Source organism: Microbispora bryophytorum, assembly GCF_006874465.1.
In the GTDB taxonomy this organism is placed as follows: domain Bacteria; phylum Actinomycetota; class Actinomycetes; order Streptosporangiales; family Streptosporangiaceae; genus Microbispora; species Microbispora bryophytorum.
Genome location: NZ_VIRL01000001.1, coordinates 312,250 through 334,989, shown reverse-complemented (window position 1 = coordinate 334,989; position 22,740 = coordinate 312,250). Strand labels below are relative to the sequence as shown.

Genomic DNA, 22,740 nt, shown 5'->3' with positions numbered 1-22,740 from the left:
TCAGGTCATGGTGGGCGGCATGCCGTCCTCGGCGTCGGCCGCCTCCACGTCCTCGCGGGAGATGCCGAGCAGGTAGAGGATCGAGTCGAGGTAGGGCACGTTGACCGCGGTGTCGGCGGCCTGCCGCACGATGGGCTTGGCGTTGAACGCGATGCCGAGCCCGGCGACGGCGAACATGTCGAGGTCGTTGGCGCCGTCGCCGATCGCGACGGTCTGGCTCAGCGGGATGCCCGACTCGGCGGCGAAGCGCTCGAGCGCGCGGGCCTTGCCCGGCCGGTCCACGATCTCGCCGACGACCCGGCCGGTGAGCCGGCCGTCGACGACCTCAAGGGTGTTGGCGGCCGAGTAGTCGATGCCGAGGTCGGCCACCAGGGAGTCGGTGATCTGGGTGAAGCCGCCGCTGACGATGGCGAAGCGGTAGTCGAGCCGTTTGAGGGTCCGCACCAGCGTGCGCGCGCCGGGGGTGAGGACGACCTCCTTGACGACCTTCTCGAAGACCTCCTCCGACAGCCCTTCGAGCAGCGCGACCCGCCTGACCAGCGACTCGGCGAAGTCGAGCTCGCCGCGCATGGCCTCGTCGGTGACCCGGGCGACCTCGTCGAGACACCCGGCGTGCCGGGCAAGCAGCTCGATGACCTCGTTCTGGATCAGCGTCGAGTCGACGTCCATCACGATGAGGCGCTTGGCGCGGCGATGCAGGCCGCTGCGCTGCACGGCCACGTCCACCTGCTGCGCCGCCGCCTCCGCGGCCAGCTCCGCGCGCATCGCCTGCGGGTCGGCGCCGGACACGGCGAGCTCGATGCATGTCACCGGATAGCTCGACAGTCGCTCGATCCTGTCGATGTTCGCGCCGCTCGCCGCGATCCGGGCGGAGATCCCGGCCATGGCGGCGGGCAGCAGCGGCGCGCCCAGGACGGTGACGTGCAGCCGTCCGCGTCGCCGCTTCTCCTTGGAGATCGTGCCGGTGGCGATCTCCAGGTCCATGTCGAGGTCGGCGGCGACCTGCTCGACGGCCGTCCACAGACCGCCGAGCGTGCCCCCGGTGCCGGTGGGCGGACCCCCGGCGTAGGCGACGAGGACACCCAGGGTGAGGCGGCCTCGGATTACGACCTGCTCCACGTCGGCCACGACGACCGGGAACCCGGCCAGCACGGAAAACAGCCGCGAGGTGACGCCCGGGCGATCCGGACCGGTCAGCGTGATCAGAAGCGTGCGCTGGTTCACGTTGTTTGAGGTTACTGCGCCGCTTGTCGTGAGCGCGCACGAGGTTCACGATGCGGACGCCTTCATGCCCCCGCTCCGAGGCTCCGCTGTCATTTCCGCATGTCGTCATGGTGGTGGGCCCCGAAGAAGGCCAGGCCGGGACATCCTGCGCCGTCCGCCTCATCGTGGCCGGCACCCCCCGGAGGAAGGACGCGACGCGCATGACGATCTCTCTGCAGTCTCAACACTCCCTTGGCTCAGGCCGCTACACCGTCGGGTTCGCCGAGAGCGCCGCGGACCTGCGCGCCGCCCAGCGCCTGCGCTACGAGGTGTTCGCCGGGGAGATGGGCGCCCGGCTCGACTCCCCCCTGAGCGGGCTCGACGCCGACCCGCTCGACGCGTACTGCGACCACCTCCTCGTCCGCGAGGGTGACACGGTGGTCGGCACCTACCGCCTGCTGCCGCCCCGCCGCTCCGACCGGCTCTACGCCGACTCCGAGTTCGACCTCGGCGGGTTGAAGGGCCTGCGCGGCGACCTGGTCGAGGCCGGGCGCACGTGCGTGCACCCCGACCACCGCGGCGGCGCGGTCGTCGCCCTGATGTGGGCGGGGATCGCGCACTACATGACCAGTCGCGGCCACGCGTGGCTGGCGGGCTGCTGCTCGGTGCCTCTGGACGACGGGGGTGCGGTCGCCGCCGGAGTCGTCGACCGGGTCCGGCTGGGGCCCGAGGAGTATCGCGTCACGCCGCACACGCCCTGGCGGGACGCCGGGGTCCCCCGGCCCGGCAGGTTCGTGCTGCCGCCGCTGCTGCGCGGTTACCTGCGGCTCGGCGCGTGGATCTGCGGCGCTCCCGCCCACGATCCGGACTTCGGCACCGCGGACTTCTTCGTGCTGCTCTCCGTGGCCGACGCCGACCCCCGCTACCTGCGGCACTTCCTCGGGCAGACGCGGTGAGCGCCGTCACGCACCTGCCGGCGGCCTCCTCCGCCTGGCTGCCGACGTCTCCCTGCGTGCCGGATGTCTGCCTGCGCGCGCAGGCCCGCAGGGCCGGCCCCCTGCGGCGGGCCGCCCGTATGGCGGGCGCGGCCGCCGTGCTGCTCGCCGGTCTGCCGATCGCGCTCGCGCTGGGCCGTACGGCACGGCGCGGGGTGGCCACCATGCTGTGGTCGCGGCTGCTGTTGCGGGCCCTCGGCGTCAGGATCGTGACGCACCGGGGGTTCTCCTTCATCGGGGGCTCGGCGCGGGTGCGGGCCGTGCCCGGGGAGGACGGGCCGGCCCTGCTCGTCGCCAACCACGTCTCCTGGCTCGATCCCCTGGTCATCACGGCGACCGCCGCCTGCCGCCCGCTGGCCAAGGCGGAGGTGGGCAGATGGCCGATCATCCGTACGCTCGCCGGCCGGGGCGGCGCGCTGTTCATCGATAGGGACAGGCTGTCGGCTCTACCGGGGGTCGTGGCGGACATGACCGCCGCGCTGCGGCGCGGCGAGAGCGTGGCCGCGTTCCCCGAGGGCACGACCTGGTGCGGACGCGAGATGGGGCGTTTCCGGCCCGCGGTGTTCCAGGCCGCGCTCGACGCGGGGGTGCCCGTACGGCCGGTGGCGCTGCGTTTCCTGGAGGGCGCTGGAGCCGGCCGAAACGCTGGCCGAAACACGGGGGCCGGCCGAAACACTGGGGCCGGGCGATTGACCGGGGAGCGGGCCGCCCTCTCCACCCGGCCGTCGTACGTCGGGGACGACACTCTGCTCGCGTCCGTCCTGCGGATCGTCGCCACCAGGGACCTCGTCGCGGAGGTGACGGTCTTCCCCGCCGTACGGCCGGTCGGCCCGGTCGCGCTCGGCGGGCCGGTTCAGCGCAGGCAGGCGCGGACGGCGCTGGCGCGGATCGCGGAGGCTCAGGTCAGGACGGGGCTCGTGACGGGGCTCGTGGAACCCGGGGAGCAGGTCGTGGCGGCCTGAGCGGGGACTGCCGGACACGATCGCCGGCGTCTGCCCGGCGCCGGACGGACGCCGGACGGACGCAGTGGATGACGGACGGAACTCAGCGGGTGATCGTGCTCTTCGACTTCACCCAGCCGATGCGCTCGCCGAACTCGGTGAACAGCTCCCTGGGGTCGGTGTTCGTCGACGTGTCGATGACCGCGCCGCCGAAGTAGCCGTAGAGCTTGCCGCGGGCGGACCCGCTCACCTGGGCCTTCGCCCAGAACGTGTAGCTCCCGCCCTTCTTGAGGCCGGGCAGCACGCACAGCGCGCGGGTCCGCTCCCGCGTGCAGTGCTCGTGGTACTTGGAGCCGTGCGGCACGTAGACCCGGGTCTTGGTGACGTTCTTGGGGAACTTGACCGCCAGGAAGATCTCGTCGGTCCTGGTCTTGAGGTTGTTGACGAGCTTGACCTTGTACGACACCACGCGCCCGGCGCGGACGCCGTAGGGGTAACTGACCTGGATGCGGACGGGCGCCGAGGCCGCCGTGTTCGCCGTGGTCGCCGCGGACGAGGTGGTCGCGGCCGACGACGCGGCGGAGGCGGGCGCGCCGGACGCGACCAGCGCGCCCGCGGCCAGTGGCAGTGCCAGCAGCGCGGTCGGCTTGCCGATGAGGGTACGCATGCGATCAGCCTTGACGATCGAGATCACAGTTGGATCACGTATCAGAGGATGAGATGGCTGTCGCCGAACTCGTGCCAGAGGTAACCCTCCTCCAGCGCGGCCTCGTACGCGCGGGCCAGCACGCCGGTCCCGGTGATCGACGACAGCATCATCAGGTGGCTGGAGCGGGGCTCGTGCAGGCCCGTGACGAGGCCGTCCACCGCTCGCACGCCTTCCGCCGGCGTGACGACGTGTGAGGTCCAGCCCGACGTCGCCCGCACCGTGCCCGGGGCGGGGGCGTCGAGGGCGGCGGTCTCCAGAGCCCGTACGACGGTCGTGCCGACGGCGATCACCCGGCCCCCGTGCTCGCGGGTGATGTTCACCAGCCGTGCCGTCCACGGGGAGACCGAGAACCACTCGGGATAGGGCGGTTCGTCCTTCTCCGGAGACGCGACCCCGGTGTGCAGCGTGATCGGCGCGACGCCGATCCCCCGGCGGACCAGGTCGGTGACGAGCTCCGGGGTGAACGGCCGGCCGGCGCTGGGCATCTCCGCGCTGCCCGGCTCGACCCCGAAGACCGTCTGGTAGTCGGCGAGCGGCCAGTCGCGTCTCACGTGGCCGTACCGGATGGGCACGCCGTGCACGGCGAGGTAGGACAGCACGTCGCGGTCCAGGTGGGCACGCCACAGGCGCGGCGTCTCCTGCGCCGGCAGGCGCAGCGTGGCCCCTCCCGGGAGCGGCAGCCACTCGCCGGGCGCGACGCCGGAATAGGGCTCCGTCGCCGTCGCCGTACGGCGGCGCAGCTCGACCAGCCACTCGCCGGACGCGAGGCGGCCGGAGAAGTGGACGGCCAGCCGGTCGAGCCGCACCGCCGCGGGCAGGGTGGCGGAGTTGTTGACCACCAGCAGGTCGCCGGGGGACAGCAGCGACGGCAGGTCGGCGAAGACGTGGTGGGTGACCTCGCCGGTGACTTCGCCGGTGTCTCGGCGGGACACCAGCAACCTGACCTCGTCGCGGCGCAGGCCGCGCGCCTCCGGCGGTTCGTGCGCCTCCAGCGGCGCCGCCAGCGCGAACTCGAACGATTCCCCCGCGCCGTACGGCCTGACCCCGGCCGGCGTCGCGTCCACCCCGTCCGCCCGGCCGGGGGCGGTCTTCGCGGGGGGCTCGGTCCGGGGCGGGACGGCGGTGTGCGGGTTCCGGGCGGTCATTCCAGTTCTCCTCGCGTGAAGCGGCCGGGGGCGGGGCGGGCGCCCACGAGGTGCAGCAGCGCCGGGACCACGCTCTCGGGCGGCGGCGCCGCCGCGGCCTCCTCCGGCCCCACGGCGTCCGCCAGCATGCGGGTGCGCATCTCGCCCGGGTCCACCCACCAGACCGCCACGTCGGGCTCCTCGGCGGCGAGAACGTTCGACATCTGGTCGAGGGCGGCCTTGGTCGCGCCGTAGCCGCCCCAGCCCTCGTACGCCTCGACGGCGGCGTCGGAGGTGATGTTGAGGATCGCGCCCCGCCGCTTGCGCAGCGCGGGCAGCGTCGCCTGCGCCAGCGCGAGCGGCGCGATCACATTCGTCTCGAACAGCGCGCGCAGCGCGTCCGGCGGATAGTCGGCGAGCCTCGGCAGCGGGGCGGGGCCGAGCCCGCTCGCATTGTTGATCAGCAGGTCCAGCTCGGGCGCGGACTCGGCGAGCCTGGCCACGTGCGCTGGGTCGGCGACGTCTCCGGGGATGGCCAGGGCGCCGAGGTCGAAGGCCGCCGACATCAGGTCCTCCTCGCCGCGAGCGGTGAGGAGGAGCGACCAGCCGTCGCCGGCGAGCGCCTTGGCGAGAGCGAGTCCCAGCCCTCGCGACGCTCCGGTGATGAGTGCGTGCTTCATGTGCTTCACGCTAGAAATCAGCACGTCGGGCGCGCATCGGACCGAGGTCCGGCCGCCGCTCGGCAGTTGGGTCTAGGTCCTGCGGCCGACGCGGAGCGTTCGGCGGTGGACCTACTCTGTGTCCGTGCCCGAGCCTGCCGACCCCGCCGCCGACCCGGCCGCCGGCCCCGCCACCTCTGCGCGGGACCGCGACGCGGTGCTGCACGCGGTCAGCTCGGCCGTGCTCGCCGTCACCCGCCACCTGTCGGTCCGCGAGGTCCTCCAGGTGATCGTGCGGTCGGCGGCGCGGCTGCTCGACGCGAGATACGCCGCGCTCGGCGTGCCGGATGACGACGGCGCTTTCGCCGAGTTCGTGGCCGAGGGCATCTCCGACCAGCAGTGGGCGGCCATCGGGCCCACCCCCCGCCAGCACGGCATGCTGGGCGCGATGCTCCGCGAGGGGACGCCGGTGCGGCTGCCCGACATCCGCAGGGATCCCCGGTTCGGGTGGTGGCCGAAGGCCCACCCCATCCTCAAGGACTTCCTCGGTGTGCCGATCACGGACGGCGACACGGTCCTCGGGATCATCTTCCTGTCCAACAAGCGGACGCCCGGGGGGTTCGGCGAGGCCGACGAGGAACTGCTGACGTTGTTCGCGGCGCACGCCGCCATCGCGATCACCAACGCCCGGCTGTACGAGCGGGGGCGCGAGCTCACGGTCGTCGAGGAACGCACCCGGATGGCCCGCGAGCTGCACGACGCCGTCAGCCAGAAGCTGTTCTCGCTGCGGCTGACCGCGCGGGCCGCCGCCGCGCTCACGCGTACGGACCCCGAGCGGGCGGCCGAGGCGATCGAGCGGGTCGAGCGGATGGCGGGAGAGGCGCTGACCGAGCTGCGCGCGGTGATCGTGGAGCTGCGCCCGGCCGAGCTGGACCGGCACGGCCTGGTGGAGAGCCTGCGCAAGCAGGCGGCCCTCCTCAACCGCCTGCACCCCATGACGGTCGCGTTCTCCGCCGAGGGCGACCCGCCGGGCGACCGCGGCCTCGGCGGTGCCCCCGATCCGGCGCCCGAGATCGAGGTCGCCGTGCTCCGGGTCGCCCAGGAGGCGCTGCACAACGCCGTACGGCACGCCAGGGCCGCCCGCATCGACGTACGGCTCGCGCATCGGGAGGACGCGCTGGTGCTGGAGGTGACCGACGACGGCGCCGGATTCGACAGCGCCGGGCCCAACGGTGCGGGCGTGCACGGCTTGGGCCTGCCGTCGATGACCGACAGGGCCCAGGCCGTCGGCGGCACGCTGACGGTCTCCTCCGCGCCCGGCCGCGGCACGACCGTGCGACTGGAGGTGCCCGCGTGATCCGCGTGCTCATCGCCGACGACCACCCCGTCGTACGGCAGGGCCTGCGTACGTTCCTGGAGATCCAGGAGGACATCGACGTCGTGGGGGAGGCGGCCGACGGCGCCGAGGCGGTCGAGCTGGCCGGAGCGCTCACCCCCGACGTGCTGCTGCTCGACCTGAAGATGCCGGTGCTCGACGGCCTCGGCGCGCTCGCGGAGCTGTCCGGCCGGGACGTGCGGGTGATCGTCCTCACCTCGGTCAGCGACCGCGGCGACGTGGCTCCGGCCATGCGGGCGGGCGCGGCGGGCTTCCTCTACAAGGACGTGGACCCCGGCGCCCTCGTCCAGGCGATCCGGGCCGTGCACGGCGGGCAGGTCCTGCTCGCGCCGGAGGCCGCCGAGGCGATGCTGGCCGGTCCGGCGGACCGCGAGCGGGACGCGGCGGGGTCCGCGCTGACCGACCGGGAACGCGAGGTGCTGCGACTGCTCGCCGCCGGCCGTTCCAACCGCGAGATCGCCCGCGAGCTCACGGTGGCGGAGAAGACCGTGAAGACGCACGTCTCCAACGTGCTCATGAAGCTCGCCGTGCAGGACCGGACCCAGGCCGCGCTTTACGCGGTGCGCCACGGCCTGTCCTGACGGGACGGTAGTTCGTCTCGCGAATTGGTTATTCTGGACCGGTGAGCAAGGATGCCGGCGGCCGGATCGGGACGGTGGCCGCACTGGTGCGGTCCACGTTCCTGGTGAACGCCGTGTATGCGAATTCCGCCCGCGAGTACGGCCTCACCCAGCAACAGGGCCAGTTGTTGTGCGTCCTGATGGCGCAGCCCTACGGCATGAGCGAGTTGGGCGCGGTGCTCGGCCTGGCCAAGTCGAGCCTGACCGGTCTGGTGGACCGCAGTGAGCGCAACGGTCTGGTCCGGCGCACCTCCGACCCTCAGGACTCCCGCGCGGTGCGGGTGTCGCTCACCGGGCAGGGCGCCAAGCTGGCCGACGAGTTCTACGCCGAGACCTGCCGCCGCGTGGAGGAACTGGCCTCGGGTCTGGCGCCGGCGGAGCGCGACACGCTCGCCGCCCTGCTCGGCCGCGTCGTGACGGACAACAAGGTCCCCAGCGTCTTCGTGGAACCGGATTCGATGCGCTGAACCCCGAAGGAATTGTGGTTCGCAATACGAACTAATATGGTTCGTAGTGCGAACGTTTGTCCCTGTGGAAAGGCGGAACGTTGTCAGCACATGACGTCGTCTTCGGGTTTGGCGCGCACTCCGGCATCGAGGACCTACCCGAGCTGCTGCCGATGGTCCAGCAGGCCGACCGCGACGGGCTCGACATCTTCACGTTGTCGGACCATCCCTACCTCGGCGGACGTGTGGACGCCTATGCGGCCCTCGGCTTCATCCTCGGGCGTACGCAGCACATCGCCGGCTTCGCCAACGTCACCAACCTGCCGACCCGGCCCGCGCCCATGCTGGCCAGGACGGTGACGTCGTTGTCGGCGCTGTCGGGCGGCCGGATCGTGCTCGGCATGGGCGCGGGCGGGTTGTGGGATCGCATCGCCGACATGGGGGTGCCGCTCCTTTCGCCCGGCGACGCCGTGGACGCCTTCGAGGAGGCGATCGTGCTGGTCAAGCTGCTGTCCGGCGGCGGCCCTCCGGTCACCTACCAGGGCAAGCACTACCAGGTGAACCAGATCGAGCCCGCCCCCGTGCCCGCGCCGCCCGTGTGGACCGGATCGGTCGGCCGCAAGTCCCTGGCCGCCACCGGCCGGGTGGCGGACGGCTGGATCCCCGGCCACGCGGCCGACTGGCTGAGCCGGCGCTACCGCACGTCGCGGCCGGTCATCGACGAGGCGGCGGCGTCCGCCGGGCGTGATCCGCGCGAGATCCGCACGATCTTCAACTTCCCCGGCCGCATCACCGACCGGCCGATGCCCGCCACCCGTGACGCGGAGGGCCGCTGGATCGGCGGCTCCGTCGGCCAGTGGGTCGAGGAGCTGACCGGGGCCGTGGTGGAGCACGGCGCGTCGGGCTTCACGATCTTCTCCGCCGACCAGGGCGCCCCCGGCCGCACCCTCCTGGCCCGCTGGGCCCAGGACGTCGTGCCGGCCGTCCGCGAGGCCGTCGCGAAGCAGTGAGCCCGGTCCGGGCCCGGCAGACTGGGCGCGTGCGGCGGACCGGTGCGCGTGTCACACCGGTCGCGCGTCGGACCGCTCGCGTGTCGGACTGGTCGCGGGTCAGACCTGGGACTCCGCGATCGCGTTGTGCGCGGCCACCCTGGCCCGCCGTACGGCGCGGTCGAGGTCGCGCAGGGCCTGCCCGCGCGCGGCGACCTGCCCGGAGGTGAGTCCCCGCTCGTCGGCCAGGCGCAGTGCGGCCGTCAGCCGGGCGGCGAGGGCGCCGACCCGGTGCGCCCTGCCGGGATAGCCGGGGGCGAGGGCCTCGCCCGCGCGGTCGAGCGTGTCCGGGGTGGGGAAGCCCTGCGCCGGGCCGCCCACGCCCAGCAGCGCCTCGGTGGCGGCCATCATGGCGGTCCGCAGCGCCTGCTCCGCCTCGGCCAGCGACGGCACGTCGGGCGGGACGGCCGACGCCTCGGCCACGGTCCAGCGGATTCCGGAGTACGACGAGCCGCGCCGGTCGGCGGACGGCACGAGACCGAGGCACCGGCCGGACAGCACGGCCACGACGGCCTGGCCCGCGTCGATCGCGGCGCCGTTGAAGGCGGGCGGGCCGGTGAGCCCGAGCGGGTCGCCGGGCACCGGCAGGGCCAGCCGGAACGCGTCGAGGCCCTCGATCCGCCGGTCGACGAGGTAGGCGAGCAGGGGGGTCTCGACGCCATCCGCCGCCACCACCTGGGGCCCGGCCTCGCGCTCGACGCGGTCGAGGGCGTGCTCCAGGCTCACGTGTCCCCCGAGCCAGGCATTGCCCCAGGCGACGAGCGTGGCGGAGATCGGTGAATCGATGCGCACCCGATCCACGATATGTGGTCGGACTGCCATAGTTTTATCTCAGCGAACCACGGAGGGGGACCACATGGGCGGTCAGGTGCTTCAGCTTCAGGACGTGACCGTCCGTAAGGACGGCGCTGCCTTGCTGCGCGGCATCGACTGGAGCGTCAGGGAAGACGAGCGCTGGGTGGTGATCGGGCCCAACGGCGCGGGGAAGACGACACTGCTCCAGGTGGCCGCGTCGCTGCTGTTCCCGTCCGAGGGCTCGGTGGAGATCCTCGGCGAGCGGCTCGGCCAGACGGACGTGTTCGACCTGCGGCCCCGGATCGGCCTGGCCAGCGCGGCCCTGTCGGAGCGCATCCCGCCGGACGAGAAGGTCATCGACCTCGTGCTCACCGCGTCGTACGCGATCCTGGGCCGGTGGACGGAGGAGTACGACTCCCACGACGTCACCCGGGCGGTCGAGCTCATCGACCAGCTCGGCTGCGCCCACCTGATCCGGCGGCGTTTCGGCACGCTGTCGGAGGGCGAGCGCAAGCGGGTGCAGATCGCCCGGGCGCTCATGCCGGACCCCGAGCTGCTGCTGCTCGACGAGCCCGCCGCCGGGCTCGACGTGGCGGGCCGCGAGGACCTCGTACGCCGCCTCGGCGCGCTGGCCCAGGACCCGAAGTCGCCCACGATGGTGCTGGTCACCCACCACGTCGAGGAGATCCCGGCCGGGTTCACCCATGTGCTGCTGCTGCGGCACGGCTCGGTGGTCGACCAGGGGCCGATCGACTCGGTGATGACGCCGGAGAACCTGTCCGCGACCTTCGGCGTGCCGCTGCATCTCGACCGCGGCCAGCAGGGCCGCTGGTACGCCCGTCCCCTCTGATCCCCACGCGGAGCCCGGCGCCTACCCTTGGCGGATAGCCGTACGAAGGAGATGTGCGAGTGACGCCGTGGGAGGCGGTCGCGGTCTTCGCGGCCGGTATCGGGGCCGGGGCCATCAACGCGGTCGTGGGATCGGGTTCGCTCATCACGTTCCCGACGATGCTGGCCGTCGGCTTCCCTCCGATCGTCGCGAACGTGTCCAACAACGTCGGGCTCGTGCCGGGCGGCGTGACCGGGGTGCTCGGCTACCGCGCCGAGCTCAAGGGCCAGCGCGAGCGGCTGCTCCGGCTCGGCGTCGCGTCCGTGATCGGCTCGCTCGCCGGTGGAGTGCTGCTCCTGCGCCTGCCCGCGGAGGCGTTCAAGGTCATCGTTCCGGTGCTCATCGCGGTCGCCTGCCTCCTCGTGGTGTTCCAGCCGAGGATCAACGAGTGGCTGGCCGCACGGCGCAGGCCGCACCCGCACGGCGGGCCGTGGCTGTGGCTGGGCGTCCTGGGCGCGGGCATGTACGGCGGCTACTTCGGCGCCGCCCAGGGCATTGTGCTGATCGGCCTGCTCGGCAGCTTCCTCGACGAGGACCTGCAACGGGTGAACGCGGCGAAGAACCTGCTGTCGCTGCTGGTCAACGCCACGGCGGCGGTGCTGTTCGCGTTCATCGCGCCGGTGGACTGGGCCGCCGTGCTGATGGTCGCGCTCGGTTCGGCCGTCGGCGGCTTCCTCGGCGCCCGCCTCGGCCGCCGGCTGCCCGCACCCTTGCTGCGGGGATTCATTGTTGTCGTGGGAATCGTGGCGATAGTGAAGCTGGTGTCCTGAAAGGGTATGTCTGCCCTTGTGAAGGGCGACCGGGTGGAGATCGTCATCGATGCGGGGGGCACCCCGCGCACCTACGAAGTCATCGCGACCAGGGCGGGCCGCCGGATCGAGATCACGACGGGCCGGGGAGTGGTCGAGGTCACCGAGGTCACGCGGGCGGGCACTCCTGTCCGCACCGCGAGGTTCATGTCCAACCGTGTCCTCGCCCTGGTCGAATATCCCGCCGACGACCGCGCCCCGGACACCGGCTGACCCGGGCCCGGGCGCGGGACGCGCCGCAGTGGTGGAGTCACTGTGGTGGAGTCCCTCTGGTGGAGTCGTCGTGGTGGAGCCGCTGCGGGATCACTCCGCGGGGCGGACCTGGATGACGCCGTCCTGCCGCAGCCGGGTTTGGAAGGCCGGCTGTCGCGACGTCGCGGGACCGTGCATGACCCGGCCGTCGGAGATGCGGAAGGCGCTGCCGTGCCACGGGCAGACGATGCAGGCCTGGCCTTCCTCCATGGCGACCCGCCCCTGGTGGAGAGGGCCGGCGAGGTGGGAACAGTTGTCCGCGAGCACGCTCACGTCGTCGCCGAGGCGCAGGACGAACAGGTCGATGTAGCCGAGCCGCCGCCGCACCGGCCGCCCGTTGGGCAGGTCCTTGAGCGCGCACAGGTCGTGCCAGCCGAGCGGCATGAGGTGGCCGACCGACTCCGCGTGGTTGGCCCCGGCGGCCTGGCGATAGGACATGTGGCCGCCGAGGTTCGCACCCGCGGAGGCCGCCGCCAGTCCCGCGTACCCCAGCATGCGTCCGGCGCGTTCGCGTCCCGTCACCCGTAAGAAGACAGAGCCCGAGTAGCAGAGCGCCGCTACGGCGTTCGTCATGGCGTGCACCAGGCCCACGCGCTGCTGCTCGCGATGGAGGGTGGACCAGTCGGTGAGGCCGGCCGCCACCGTGGGAACGGCGCTGCCCAGTCCCACCAGGATCAGCGTCCGCGCCGCGCGTGAGCCCGTCCTGGTCATGTCCACCACGCTCGCCGACAGCCAGCAGCCGAAGGTCGTCATGGCGAGGGCCGGGTGCAGCGGGTGTCCCATGGGCACGCCGTGCAGGACGTCTCGGAGCTTGCCTGGGCCGAGTCTGCGGCGGACCTTCTTGGATATGACGGCGATCGGCCGGTCGAGCGCGGTGGCCCGCTCGAGCCCGTCGAGGAGCTCTGCCGAGGGGACCCTCCGTGCCGTCCGGCCCGCATGCGGCCTGGTCGTCTCTTCCATTTCTCGCCCCCTAACACGGGATCACGTACCCCCGCGTCACAGGTGTGAACATGGACAGGCATGAGACGGTATGTGCGAGTTTCGGCCGGGACGTTCCCGGTCAGGGCGCCAGATGCCCCTGGGCGACCGAGCCGGCGACCAGCCGCGCGGCGTACTCGCCGAGTGTGGGCGACCCCTCCTCGATGAGCCGCACCTTCTCCATGACCTGGCGGGCCGTCACCTTGTAGAGCGGCCAGGTGCCGCCCTCGTTGTGGTGGTTGGCGATGATCGGTGCGAGCCGGTCGAGCGCCCTGGCGAACCTCGCCTCGGGTGTGCGCCGCTCCTCGAACTCGTCCCACAGCCCGCGCAGCCGCGCCCCCTGGTCCTCCGGCAGCAGCCCGAAGATCCGGTCGGCCGCCGCGCGTTCGAGGGCGGCCTGCCCCTCGACCGCGACGGGATCGTAGATGAAGGTGTCGCCGGCGTCGACCTCCACGATGTCGTGCACGAGCAGCATCGCGACCACCCTGGAGATGTCGGTTTCCGGGGGCGCGTGCTCGGCCAGCGTCATCGCCATCATGGCCAGATGCCAGGAGTGCTCGGCGTCGTTCTCGCGGCGCGAGCCGTCGATCAGCGAGTTCCGGCGGATGACGCGCTTCAGCTTGTCGATCTCTGTGTGGAAGGCGAGCTGGGACTGCAGCCGTTCGTGGATGAGCGCGGTCGTCACCCGTGCAAGCCTAACCGGTCACGATCAGTTCGTCCCCGATCCGGCGCCGCGTGCCGTCCAGGTCATGAGACGCACGCCCTTCTCCCGTCCGGCCCCTGGACCTGTTTCCCGGAGGCGAAGAGGGCGCCGAACGGTGAGCCGGGCGTCAGACGGTGAAGAGGCGGCCGACCTCCTCCAGCTCGCGTACGAGGTCGAAGCGGGGGTCGCGATAGTGGCGGGCGCCGAAGCCGGTGCGGCTCACGGTCCACTTCAGCTCACGCGCCCACCGGTCCTGGTCGGCGCACAGCGCCATATCGGCCATCGTCATCCGGATTTTGATCAGTGATAACCAGGCGGCACCGGGGGGATTCACCAAGAGACTCCTTTCGGAGGGGTGCCAAGCGGAGATCTCGTCGTCCTGAATTCGTCGTACGGAGGGCGCGTTCCATCGCCGGAACGGCCTATTCGATGTTCGCTTCTTGTGCGATGCGAGCGTTGTGACGCCCGCCGAATGTCGAAATCCCGCTGGCCCGGATGCCTCCCGTTGTCACGCACACCCGAAGCGGCCGGCGCCCTCGCCGGGCGCGTGCCTCGGATGGGGAAGCGGGTCCGGAGTATTTCGCCGGCGATCGCCGGCGCCCCCACTCTCCAGAAGACCCTTCCCGTATCGATCGTGACTCAGGACGCAATGCCCTGCAATACTTGACGAAAAGAAATCCGCAAGAATCTTGTGCCGATACGCTGCAAATCGCGGTGCAAGTTGCACGAGCGGGCGCGGTAATCTTCGAACAGGGCGCCCCTCACCCGTGCGCCCGGTCCGCCAGGGCGCGCCCATCGTCCGTGCGTCCACCGCAACCACCGGATTCACCGGATGAAGGAGGTCGGCAGGGGTGCCCGAGCACGGCAGTCCCACCGTCCGCCGCCGTCGGCTGGGGCAGGAACTGCGCCGGTTACGCGAGCGCGCCGATCTGACGGGCGACCAGGTCGCCGTCCGGCTCGGCTGGTCCGCAGCGAAGATCAGCAGGATCGAGACGGCGCGCACCTCGCCTCGCACGAGCGATGTTGAGGCACTTTTATTGATCTACATGGTAGATTCCCGCCAACGCCAAGAGCTGCTCGCCCTGCACCGGGACGCGACCCGGAAGGGCTGGTGGGAGGATTACCGCGACTCCCTGCCCAAGGAATACACGACGTTCCTTGGCCTGGAGGCCGAGGCCACGGCGGCACGCGACTGGGAACCCCAGGTCGTGCCGGGTCTGTTCCAGACAGAGGCGTACGTCCGAGCCATGATGGAGAGCGGACAACGGAGCACCCTTGAGGCGCCGGGCGGCGTCCGCAGCCGGATCGAGGTCCGGATGGCGCGCCAGCAGGCGGTTCTCAGGACGGACAGCCCGCTGGCCATCTCGGCTGTTCTGGAGGAGTCGGTCCTGCTGCGCCGGTTCGGCGACCACGAGGTGATGCGGGAACAGCTCAGGCGGTTGATCGAGGTTTCAGAGAGGCCGAACGTCGAGTTGCGGATCCTGCCGCTCGACGCGGACCATCCGATCAACACCGGGGCGTTCTGCCACCTCAAGGTGCCCGAGTTCCATGACGTCGTGTACCTGGAGGCACTCCTGGGCGGGCGTCTGGTCGAGGACGAGGCGATCGTCTACCGGTACGAGGTGGCATTCGACTACCTGGAGACGAAGGCCCTCGACGTGGACGACTCCCGCCGGTTCTTGGAGAAAACTGTCCGTCACTGGCGTTAGCCAGCTCTAGACCGCCCCGGAAACCCGCGCGACATGATTTCCGGGGGGAGAGAAACATTGTCCAAGAACTCGAGTGACCTGTCCGGCGCCATCTGGTGGAAGAGCAGCCGGAGCGCCAACAACTGCGCCTGTGTTGAAGTGGCCGTGCTGTCAGACGGCCACGTGGGTGTGCGCGACAGCAAAAACCAGGACGGTCCCGCTCTCGTCTTCACTCCCGCGGAGTGGGACGCGTTCATCGGTGGCGTGAAGGACGGCGAGTTCGACCTTTAGTCCTTGGCCTGGCCGACCTGTCCGGCGGCCAGGCTCTTCTTTTTCCTGGACATCCCTGTCGCCCAGCAGATGGCGGTGGCGGCCACAACAGCTCTGTATTCCTCGCCCAGGATCTTCCGGAATCGGCGCCGACGTGCGTTGTTCGCGACCGCGAGGCGATCCGTGCGTACGTCCGTCCAGAAGTCGTATCCCCATCGCTTTTTTCCTGCCGCGCGGCCTGCCTGGCCTGTGGCATCAGGGTGGCTGCGACTCCCGGTCCACGTACGCGGAGGCGGCGATCGTGAGACAACAGGCGCGTACGGCCCGCGCCTGAAAGGGGCGCGAGCCGTACGCGAGGGGAAGGGGGTCAGGCGACGCCGAGCCCCTGCGCGACGCGCTGTCCGAGGTCCTTGTGAATGTTGGTCCAGTAGTCGACCACGCGCTTCTTCATGTCGGCGGTGACCTCGGGAGCCGAGGCGTGGCCGACGATGTTGCTCACCATGTGATCGCGATCGACGTCCGAGAGCACGTTCTCCCACAGCGCGCGCGGCTGGACGTAGTCGTCGTCCTCGCGGTGCCTGACGTAGGCGCTCCGGATGATCTCACCGGTGACCTGGTAGTTCTCGCCCTCGTAAAGCGACGGGTCGGCCGCGGGGCCGTTGACGCTGTTCGGCGCGTAGACCGGGTCACCCGGGTTGCGGTAGCGCATGTGACCGTCGACGTTGTAGCTGTGCACCGGCACCTTCGGAGTGTTGACCGGAAGCTGCAGGTAGTTCGGCCCGATGCGGTAGCGGTGGGCGTCCGGGTAGGAGAACAGGCGGCCCTGGAGCATCTTGTCGGGGGAGGGCCCGACGCCCGGCACCAGGTTCGCCGGCTCGAAGCTCGCCTGCTCGACCTCGGCGAAGTAGTTCTCCGGGTTGCGGTTCAGCACGAACCGGCCAATGGTGATCTCCGGGTAGTCGGAGTGCGGCCAGACCTTGGTGAGGTCGAACGGATTGAACCGGTAGTCCGCCGCGTCCTCGAACGGCATGATCTGGATGTTGACCTTCCACGCCGGATGGTCGCCGTTCCTGATGGCGGTCTGCAGGTCGCGAAGATGGAAGTCCGGGTCCTCCGCCACCAGCGCCCTGGCATCGGCGTCGGTGAAGTTCTCGATGCCCTGCTCGGTCTTGAAGTGGTACTTGACCCAGAACTTCTCGCCGGCGGCGTTGTACCAGAGGAAGGTGTGCGACCCGAAGCCGTGCATGTGCCGCCACGAACGCGGCGTGCCGCGGTCGGTCATGAGGAACGCCACCTGGTGGGCCGACTCGGGCGACAGCGTCCAGAAGTCCCACTGCATGTTGTGGTCGCGCGTGTGGGTGTCGGCGCGGCGCTTCTGCGAGTGGATGAAGTCGGAGAACTTCGACGGGTCGCGGATGAAGAAGATCGGCGTGTTGTTGCCGACGATGTCGTAGTTGCCGTCCTCCGTGTAGAACTTGATCGCGAAGCCGCGGGGGTCGCGTACGGTGTCGGCGCTGCCCCGCTCTCCGGCGACGGTCGAGAACCGCAGGAAGAGCCCGGTCTCCTGGCCCTTCTGGAACAGCTTGGCCTTGGTGTACCGGCTGACGTCCTCGGTGATCCGGAGCACGCCGTACGCGCCGCCGCCCTTGGCGTGCACCACCCGCTCGGGGACCCGCTCCCGGTTGAAGGCGGCCATCTTCTGGATCAGGTAGTGGTCCTGCAGCAGCAGCGGGCCGTTGGGGCCGACCGACAGGGAGAACTCGTCGCTGGGAGCGGGAATCCCGGCGTCAGTGGTGGTGATGGGCCTGTCGGTCATGGGGTTGCCTCCGGGGTCACTTCATGGAACTGCGTGCGGAAAGCGATGGAACAAGCACGGGACTCAGACGCGGGCGGAGTCGGGCTGGGCGCTGCCGGCTTCGGCCCGGCATGGGGGGCACAGGCCCCAGTAGATGACGTCCGCCTCGTCCACCAGGTAGCCGGCGTCCGACGCCGGCTCCAGGCAGGGCGCGTGTCCCACCGCGCAGTCGACGTCCGCGACTCTTCCGCAACTGCGGCAGACGAGGTGGTGGTGGTTGTCGCCCACCCGCGTCTCGTACCGCGTCGGGCTGCCCGCGGGCTCGATGCGGCGGAGGAGTCCGCCGCGCTGCAACGCGTTCAGCGAATCGTAGACGGCTTGCAGGGACACCTGGCCGACCCGTTCGCACACACCGCGATGGATGGCTTCCACGTCGAGGTGGTCGCCCCCGCTCACGGTCTGCATGATCGCCAGCCGCGCCGCGGTCACCCGCAGTCCGGCCTCGCGAAGGCGCCCGGGGTCGTTCACAACCCCCACGTTAGCAGCAAACTTGAATGATTCAAGTAAAGGAACTCTCCCAGTTATTTGCCCCAGGATCTCCCACAGCCTCCCCGTCCGCCGACGGAGATGGCATGCTCGGGTGCCGTGAGACGTCAGCCCCTCGCCCTGTCCCTGTTCGCCCTCCTCGCGGCTCCCCTTCTCGTCGCGGGGTGCAGCCCGGCGGAGAGTGAGCCCGTCCCCGGCGCGTCGCAGTTGGAGGTCAAGACCGCGAAGCCGTCTCCCAAACCGCCGCAGCGGCGGCCCTTCACGATCTCCTTCGCCGGCGACGTGCACTTCGAGGGCGTCCTGCGGAGCCGGCTCGACGCCGACCCGCGTACGGCGCTCGGCCCGATCGCCGCCGTCCTGCGCAGGTCCAACCTCACGGCGCTCAACCTTGAGACGGCCATCACCACCGCCGGCACGCCCGCGCCGGGCAAGCAGTTCACCTTCCGCGCCCCCGCCACGGCGTTCGCCGCGCTCAAGGCCGCCGGGGTGGACGTCGTCACGATGGCCAACAACCACGGCATGGACTACATGGAGAGCGGCCTGGCCGACACGCTCAAGGCGATCAGGTCCTCGAAGTTCCCCGTCATCGGCATCGGCGCGAACGAGACCGAGGCATTCCGTCCCTATCGCAGGACGGTCAACGGCAACCGGGTGTCGATCATCGGCGCCACCCAGGTGCTCGACTCGCAGTTCATCCAGTCCTGGACCGCCTCCGGCAGCAAGGGCGGGCTCGCCTCCGCCAAGAACGAGCCCCGCCTCATCCGGGCCGTACGGCAGGCTCGAAAGAACTCCGACACCGTTATCGTGTTCCTGCACTGGGGCACCGAGCTGGTCAAGTGCCCGACGCCGGTGCAGCGGAGCCTGGCGGACAAGCTCGTGGCCGCGGGGGCCGACGTCATCGTGGGCAGCCACGCGCACATCCTGCTGGGCGGCGGTTTCTCCGGTCAGGCGTACGTGCAGTACGGCCTGGGCAACTTCGCCTTCTACAACTGGGGCCCGGACACCGGGACGACCGGCGTGCTCACCCTGACGATCAACGGCAGGAAGGTGCTCAAGGACCAGTGGACCCCCGCCCGGATCAACGGCGGCGTGCCCATTCCCGTGACGGGCGGCGCCAAGCAGCAGGCGCTCGGCGCGTACCGCGCGCTGCGCGGCTGCACCGGCCTGTCGGCCGCACCCGCCGACTCCTGAGGGCGGTGCGACGGGATTCTTGACAGCGGTGCGACGGGATTTCTTGCTGTAAATCAGACGACTGGTCGATAAGCGCTGACCGCGGCGCGTGAAACAGGCAAGATGAGTGGGTGTCCAGCTGGTATGTGAGGGAAGCAGACGGCCCCGCTTTCGCCGTCGAGCACTGTGCTGCCATTGAGACCCGTGCCGCCGTCGAGAAATGGGGCAATGGGGGTGGTGAGGGAATGCCGCCGCGCTCGTCGCATCCCGGTGAGCCGCTGCGGCGGCGTCCTTCGCAGCGTCGCAGCGCCCGCAGGGTGGAGCGGATGCTCGACGCCTGCGCCGAGCTGCTCGACGAGGGCGGGTACGACGCACTGACGACCACCCGGGTGGCCGAGCGGGCCGGGGTGGCGATCGGCTCGGTCTACCAGTTCTTCCCGGACAAGCGGGCGCTCAGCCAGGCCCTGACGCGGCGCAACGTCGAGTTGTTCGTCGCGCGTGTCGGGCGTCGCTTCATCGCCGAGGACTACGCGGGCTGGTGGGACGCCGTCGACGCCATCATCGACGAGTACGTCGAGATGCACCGCAGCGTGCCCGGGTTCCGCTCGCTGCACTTCGGTGAGGTCTTCGATCTCGACCTTCTCGATTCCGTGGCCGACAACAACACCGTGATCGCCGGTCGGCTGCGCGCGTTGCTGCTCACCGAATTCGGGCTGGCTGACAGTGAGGATTTGGATCGTGCCATTCTCGTCGCCGTCGAGGCCGGGGACGCGGTGCTGAAGCTCGCCTTCCGGCACGACCCGAACGGCGACCCCGGAATCGTGGCCGAAGCCAAACAGCTCGTCCGCGGATATCTGTCCCGGCAACTCGCCTCCGCCGTCTCGCGCCGCGCGTGACGGCGGGCGTGTTCGCGCCGGGCGGTTCACTCGTGCGGGTGGCGGAGATCGCCCGGCGCCTGCGGGCCGGGTACGGCATGGGGGACGCCGATCGAGGGCCACAACCCCGGTGCGGTGCTCCGGACGTAGGCGGTGTTCTGCCAGGACCTGGTGCGGGTGCGCGGCGGGATCGTCAGCTCCCGCGTGTCGTCCTCGTCGGTCAGGCTCGGCTGTCGCTGCCCGCTCGTGTCGGCGCGGCATCGCAGATCCGCCGCCGGCTCGACTCTCAGCTCCATCATCTGCAGCTTGGTCTGCAGCCGGGACAGTTCGGCTCGGGCCCGGTCGAGCGCCTCGTACTGGGCCGTGACGAAGCCGGCGAACCCCGGAACCACGGCGGCGAGCACTGTTGTGGAGGCGAGAGTCAGTATCACCCGCTTGGACATGCTGTAACGCTCCTCGCCGAGCTTCGATTGGCACAGGCATGGTGCGATATGCCCGACTATCTGCCGAGAAAAGCGTATGGTAGTCAAACGTGTACTAACTGTTGCTTCGGCAATGCCTGGTGTTGTCCTGCGAAAACAGACCGGGATCGGTAGCCTCGGCTCTGTGGCACATGTGACAAATGAGCAGGTGGACCGACTGCTCGAACAGGCCCTGCTGCTCGATGACCACGGTGCCCTCGCCCGCCGCCTCGACGCGCTGGCCCAGGGGTACGAGTCGGGAGAGATGTCCAGGGCGGCGATCCTCGTGCTCGCCGCGGAGGAGTGGCGCCAGGCCGGTCAGCCCGCGACCGCCCTCGACCGCTACCAGAGCGCTCTGGAGGACGGCGGGGAGGTGCCGGTGGACCCGCGTGCGGGCATCGCCGACACGCTGTTCGAGCTCGACCGGCCCGAGGAGGCCAGGGCGCTGATCGCCGCGGTCGGGTCGGGAGACTGGAACCCGGCCACCGCGCTGACCGTCGCCGAGACGCTCATGGCGTACGGAGACCTCGACGCGGCGCACGAGTGGGCCACCGACGGCGCCCGCGCCTGCGGCGCGGTGGGGTCGGGCATCCGCGACTCGCTGCTGCGCACCCGCTACCGCATCCGGGTCGATCTCGGCCTGCCGGAGGACGACCTCGACGCCCTCCTCGACGCTTCCCGCTGAGCCCTCTCGGCACTTCGGGCACGGCTGAGGGCCTCCACCCGGCGAGATGGTGTGCGGGCATGGAAAAAGGGGCCGTGGATCACGGCCCCTTGGTCACATCGTCTTCGGTTCTGTTGTCTTCGGTTTCGTTGCCTTCGGTCTCGTCGTCTTCGCAGTCTTCGTCTTCGCTGTCTTCGGTGTTCCGGCGGACGAGACCGGATGCCGACCCCGGGGGAGCGGGGCGTCGTACGGCGGGGTTACGGCAGGAGCTTCTTGCCGGCCGCGGCGGCGAAATCGGTCACCGCGCGCGTGCCCGTCGCCTTGGTGAGGGCCGCCGGAGCGGTGATGTCACCGTTCTGCCGGTGCGATGCCGCCTTGGGGTACTCGCGCAGCCGCGGCACGTGCCGGCCGTCCGCCGCGTCGGGCAGCACGCCCATGGCGGTTCCCTGCCCGCTCGCGCCGTCGTTGCGCTGACGCTTGTCCTTGGCCCCCTTCTTGCGCTCGCCCTCCGGCAGGGAGGCGTTGCGCGTGCCGGTCAGGGGCCGGCCGGCCTGGCCGGCACTCTGGTTGGCGGCCTGGCCAGGCGCCATGGCCCCGGGCTGCTTGCGAGGGTGGTGCGCCTTGCGGTGGCGGCGGTCCTTCACCGGGAAGGTCTTGGTGCTCTGCTCCTGGCCCGACGCGCCGCTCTGCGAACTGTGGCTGTGGGACTCGCCCTGGGACGCGAGAGAGCCCTGGGCGCCCTGGTTCGGCGCTCCCGGGTTCCGCGCCTCGGGGTTCCGTGCCTCCGGGTTACGCGCTCCCGGATTCCGTGCCTCCGGGTTTCGCGCGCCCGGGTTCTGTACGCCCGGGTTCTGTGCGCCCGGGTTCTGCGGCACCGAACCCTGGGCGGAGTCGCCTCGCGACGCCGAGCCCGCCGGTTGGTCCTGCGGCTTGGGGTTCCGGTGGCTCTTCTTCTGATGTCCCTGCGCCTCGGGGTGCTTGCGCTCCTGGGCGGCCGGCGCGGTCCGCAGTGCCTGCGGCGCACATGCGTTCGCGGTGCCGGGCTTGGCCGGTGCGGTGGCGAGGAGGGGCACGGTGCTCCTGGCCGGGAACAGGGTCCTGGCGTCCGCCGCGGGAGCGGCGGGCGCGCGGCGCGGTTCGGAGACGGCCGTGGCGCCCGCCACGGCGTTCTGCACCGGGGTGGAGATCGCCTTCGCGGGCGCCGAGAGGGTCGTGGCGTCGGCGGGAAGCGTCTTGACGCCCGCCGGTGCGGGCAGTGCCGTCGTGGTGCGGGGAGCGGCGGGAGCGGCCTTGGCCACGCTGGGAGCCGCGCCGGCTGCCGCACCGGATGCCGCGCCGGGCATCGTGCCCGGCAGCGCACGGGGGCCGGGCACGGCCGGCAGCGCCGTGGGCCCCGGGATGGTCCTGGTGAGCACGGCCGGGCCGGTGGGAAGCGAGTTGTGCCCCTGCCCGGCGGCCGCTCCGGCCGCGTCGGCGATGCTCAGCACACCCGCCGCCGGCAAGGTGGTCACTCCTCCCGACAGGTCGCGGCCGGTGACGTCGTGGCTGGTGACGTCGCGGCTCTGGGCCCGGCAGGCGTCGGCGAGCGCGCCGTCCTTCGCCATCGCCGGGCCCCCGGTCAGCCAGCTCACTCCCGCAGTGACCGCCGCCAGCGCGACGCACCGCCCTCGAATACTTCGTGATGTCCTGGACATCCACGTCCC

The 22,740-nt window shown here is 71.1% G+C and carries 26 protein-coding genes; 14 read left to right on the top strand and 12 right to left on the bottom strand.

Annotated elements, in window-relative coordinates; all coding sequences use genetic code 11:
• Complete coding sequence (gene serB / locus FLX07_RS01740; protein WP_189104852.1) at positions 1-1,224, bottom strand: phosphoserine phosphatase SerB; 1,224 nt, start codon at positions 1,222-1,224, stop codon at positions 1-3.
• A 200-nt stretch (positions 1,225-1,424) separates the two neighbouring features.
• Between serB and FLX07_RS01735 the strand changes: the two genes are divergently transcribed.
• Positions 1,425-2,159, top strand: a complete 735-nt coding sequence (locus tag FLX07_RS01735) for a GNAT family N-acetyltransferase (RefSeq protein WP_142567640.1) — start codon at positions 1,425-1,427, stop codon at positions 2,157-2,159.
• The gene (locus FLX07_RS01730; protein WP_208762025.1) at positions 2,156-3,160 is read left to right on the top strand and encodes a lysophospholipid acyltransferase family protein; all 1,005 of its coding nucleotides are present in this window, start codon (positions 2,156-2,158) and stop codon (positions 3,158-3,160) included. Before FLX07_RS01735 ends, FLX07_RS01730 begins: the two co-directional genes overlap by 4 nt.
• A gap of 82 nt (positions 3,161-3,242) precedes the next feature.
• On the opposite strand, the gene FLX07_RS01725 is transcribed toward FLX07_RS01730, so the two are convergent.
• Genes FLX07_RS01725 through FLX07_RS01715 form a run of 3 tightly spaced genes read right to left on the bottom strand, consistent with a single transcriptional unit; the run spans position 3,243 to position 5,652 of the window.
• A complete protein-coding gene (locus FLX07_RS01725; protein ID WP_142567639.1) occupies positions 3,243-3,806 on the bottom strand; it encodes a hypothetical protein in 564 nt (187 codons plus the stop codon).
• A 41-nt stretch (positions 3,807-3,847) separates the two neighbouring features.
• Entirely contained in the window at positions 3,848-4,993 is a 1,146-nt protein-coding gene (locus tag FLX07_RS01720) for an S-adenosylmethionine:tRNA ribosyltransferase-isomerase (RefSeq protein WP_142567638.1), read from the bottom strand.
• The gene (locus FLX07_RS01715) at positions 4,990-5,652 is read right to left on the bottom strand and encodes an SDR family NAD(P)-dependent oxidoreductase (protein ID WP_142567637.1); all 663 of its coding nucleotides are present in this window, start codon (positions 5,650-5,652) and stop codon (positions 4,990-4,992) included. Before FLX07_RS01715 ends, FLX07_RS01720 begins: the two co-directional genes overlap by 4 nt.
• Positions 5,653-5,776: 124 nt before the next feature.
• Between FLX07_RS01715 and FLX07_RS01710 the strand changes: the two genes are divergently transcribed.
• The 4 genes from FLX07_RS01710 (at position 5,777) to FLX07_RS01695 (ending at position 9,103) form a co-directional block, all read left to right on the top strand.
• Positions 5,777-6,988 carry a GAF domain-containing sensor histidine kinase gene (locus FLX07_RS01710; RefSeq protein ID WP_142567636.1) on the top strand — a complete coding sequence of 404 codons (1,212 nt, stop codon included), beginning with the start codon at positions 5,777-5,779 and terminating at the stop codon, positions 6,986-6,988.
• Positions 6,985-7,608: a response regulator gene (locus FLX07_RS01705; RefSeq protein ID WP_142567635.1), complete on the top strand. Its 624-nt coding sequence runs from the start codon at positions 6,985-6,987 to the stop codon at positions 7,606-7,608. Before FLX07_RS01710 ends, FLX07_RS01705 begins: the two co-directional genes overlap by 4 nt.
• A gap of 41 nt (positions 7,609-7,649) precedes the next feature.
• Positions 7,650-8,114 (top strand): MarR family winged helix-turn-helix transcriptional regulator, encoded by a 465-nt coding sequence (locus FLX07_RS01700; protein ID WP_142567634.1) that lies wholly within the window; start codon positions 7,650-7,652, stop codon positions 8,112-8,114.
• Positions 8,115-8,194: 80 nt separating this feature from the next.
• On the top strand, positions 8,195-9,103 hold the full coding sequence (locus tag FLX07_RS01695; RefSeq protein ID WP_142567633.1) for an LLM class flavin-dependent oxidoreductase: 909 nt from the start codon (positions 8,195-8,197) through the stop codon (positions 9,101-9,103).
• Positions 9,104-9,202: 99 nt separating this feature from the next.
• Here FLX07_RS01695 and FLX07_RS01690 read toward each other — a convergent pair whose 3' ends face one another.
• Positions 9,203-9,928, bottom strand: a complete 726-nt coding sequence (locus tag FLX07_RS01690; RefSeq protein ID WP_373292443.1) for a hypothetical protein — start codon at positions 9,926-9,928, stop codon at positions 9,203-9,205.
• A 70-nt stretch (positions 9,929-9,998) separates the two neighbouring features.
• On the opposite strand from FLX07_RS01690, the gene FLX07_RS01685 reads away from it, so the two are divergent.
• Genes FLX07_RS01685 through FLX07_RS01675 form a run of 3 tightly spaced genes read left to right on the top strand, consistent with a single transcriptional unit; the run spans position 9,999 to position 11,848 of the window.
• Complete coding sequence (locus FLX07_RS01685) at positions 9,999-10,787, top strand: ABC transporter ATP-binding protein (protein WP_142567631.1); 789 nt, start codon at positions 9,999-10,001, stop codon at positions 10,785-10,787.
• A gap of 59 nt (positions 10,788-10,846) precedes the next feature.
• Positions 10,847-11,596 (top strand): sulfite exporter TauE/SafE family protein, encoded by a 750-nt coding sequence (locus FLX07_RS01680; RefSeq protein WP_142567630.1) that lies wholly within the window; start codon positions 10,847-10,849, stop codon positions 11,594-11,596.
• Between the two features lie 6 nt (positions 11,597-11,602).
• Positions 11,603-11,848, top strand: a complete 246-nt coding sequence (locus FLX07_RS01675) for a hypothetical protein (RefSeq protein ID WP_223852889.1) — start codon at positions 11,603-11,605, stop codon at positions 11,846-11,848.
• A gap of 90 nt (positions 11,849-11,938) precedes the next feature.
• Here the strand turns inward: FLX07_RS01675 and FLX07_RS01670 are convergent, their stop codons facing one another.
• The 3 genes from FLX07_RS01670 to FLX07_RS01660 form a co-directional block, all read right to left on the bottom strand.
• Positions 11,939-12,847 (bottom strand): Rieske (2Fe-2S) protein, encoded by a 909-nt coding sequence (locus FLX07_RS01670; protein WP_142567629.1) that lies wholly within the window; start codon positions 12,845-12,847, stop codon positions 11,939-11,941.
• Positions 12,848-12,947: 100 nt separating this feature from the next.
• Positions 12,948-13,550, bottom strand: coding sequence for an HD domain-containing protein (locus tag FLX07_RS01665; RefSeq protein ID WP_142567628.1), 603 nt, complete (start codon positions 13,548-13,550; stop codon positions 12,948-12,950).
• Positions 13,551-13,695: 145 nt separating this feature from the next.
• Positions 13,696-13,902, bottom strand: a complete 207-nt coding sequence (locus tag FLX07_RS01660; protein WP_142567627.1) for a hypothetical protein — start codon at positions 13,900-13,902, stop codon at positions 13,696-13,698.
• A 517-nt stretch (positions 13,903-14,419) separates the two neighbouring features.
• Between FLX07_RS01660 and FLX07_RS01655 the strand changes: the two genes are divergently transcribed.
• Together FLX07_RS01655 and FLX07_RS01650 are read left to right on the top strand one after the other, a co-directional pair.
• Entirely contained in the window at positions 14,420-15,277 is an 858-nt protein-coding gene (locus tag FLX07_RS01655; protein ID WP_142567626.1) for a helix-turn-helix domain-containing protein, read from the top strand.
• A 57-nt stretch (positions 15,278-15,334) separates the two neighbouring features.
• On the top strand, positions 15,335-15,547 hold the full coding sequence (locus tag FLX07_RS01650; protein ID WP_425280119.1) for a DUF397 domain-containing protein: 213 nt from the start codon (positions 15,335-15,337) through the stop codon (positions 15,545-15,547).
• A 346-nt stretch (positions 15,548-15,893) separates the two neighbouring features.
• Here the strand turns inward: FLX07_RS01650 and FLX07_RS01645 are convergent, their stop codons facing one another.
• On the bottom strand, positions 15,894-17,342 hold the full coding sequence (locus tag FLX07_RS01645) for a catalase (protein WP_142567624.1): 1,449 nt from the start codon (positions 17,340-17,342) through the stop codon (positions 15,894-15,896).
• A gap of 63 nt (positions 17,343-17,405) precedes the next feature.
• Positions 17,406-17,849, bottom strand: a complete 444-nt coding sequence (locus tag FLX07_RS01640; RefSeq protein WP_142567623.1) for a Fur family transcriptional regulator — start codon at positions 17,847-17,849, stop codon at positions 17,406-17,408.
• Positions 17,850-17,966: 117 nt separating this feature from the next.
• On the opposite strand from FLX07_RS01640, the gene FLX07_RS01635 reads away from it, so the two are divergent.
• Positions 17,967-19,058: a CapA family protein gene (locus FLX07_RS01635; RefSeq protein WP_229689444.1), complete on the top strand. Its 1,092-nt coding sequence runs from the start codon at positions 17,967-17,969 to the stop codon at positions 19,056-19,058.
• A 224-nt stretch (positions 19,059-19,282) separates the two neighbouring features.
• A complete protein-coding gene (locus tag FLX07_RS01630) occupies positions 19,283-19,933 on the top strand; it encodes a TetR/AcrR family transcriptional regulator (RefSeq protein ID WP_142567621.1) in 651 nt (216 codons plus the stop codon).
• Positions 19,934-19,959: 26 nt separating this feature from the next.
• On the opposite strand, the gene FLX07_RS01625 is transcribed toward FLX07_RS01630, so the two are convergent.
• Positions 19,960-20,355 (bottom strand): hypothetical protein, encoded by a 396-nt coding sequence (locus FLX07_RS01625; protein WP_142567620.1) that lies wholly within the window; start codon positions 20,353-20,355, stop codon positions 19,960-19,962.
• A 163-nt stretch (positions 20,356-20,518) separates the two neighbouring features.
• On the opposite strand from FLX07_RS01625, the gene FLX07_RS01620 reads away from it, so the two are divergent.
• On the top strand, positions 20,519-21,058 hold the full coding sequence (locus FLX07_RS01620; RefSeq protein WP_142567619.1) for a YfgM family protein: 540 nt from the start codon (positions 20,519-20,521) through the stop codon (positions 21,056-21,058).
• Positions 21,059-21,294: 236 nt separating this feature from the next.
• Here the strand turns inward: FLX07_RS01620 and FLX07_RS01615 are convergent, their stop codons facing one another.
• The gene (locus tag FLX07_RS01615; RefSeq protein WP_142567618.1) at positions 21,295-22,668 is read right to left on the bottom strand and encodes a hypothetical protein; all 1,374 of its coding nucleotides are present in this window, start codon (positions 22,666-22,668) and stop codon (positions 21,295-21,297) included.
• Between the last annotated feature and the right edge of the window lie 72 nt (positions 22,669-22,740).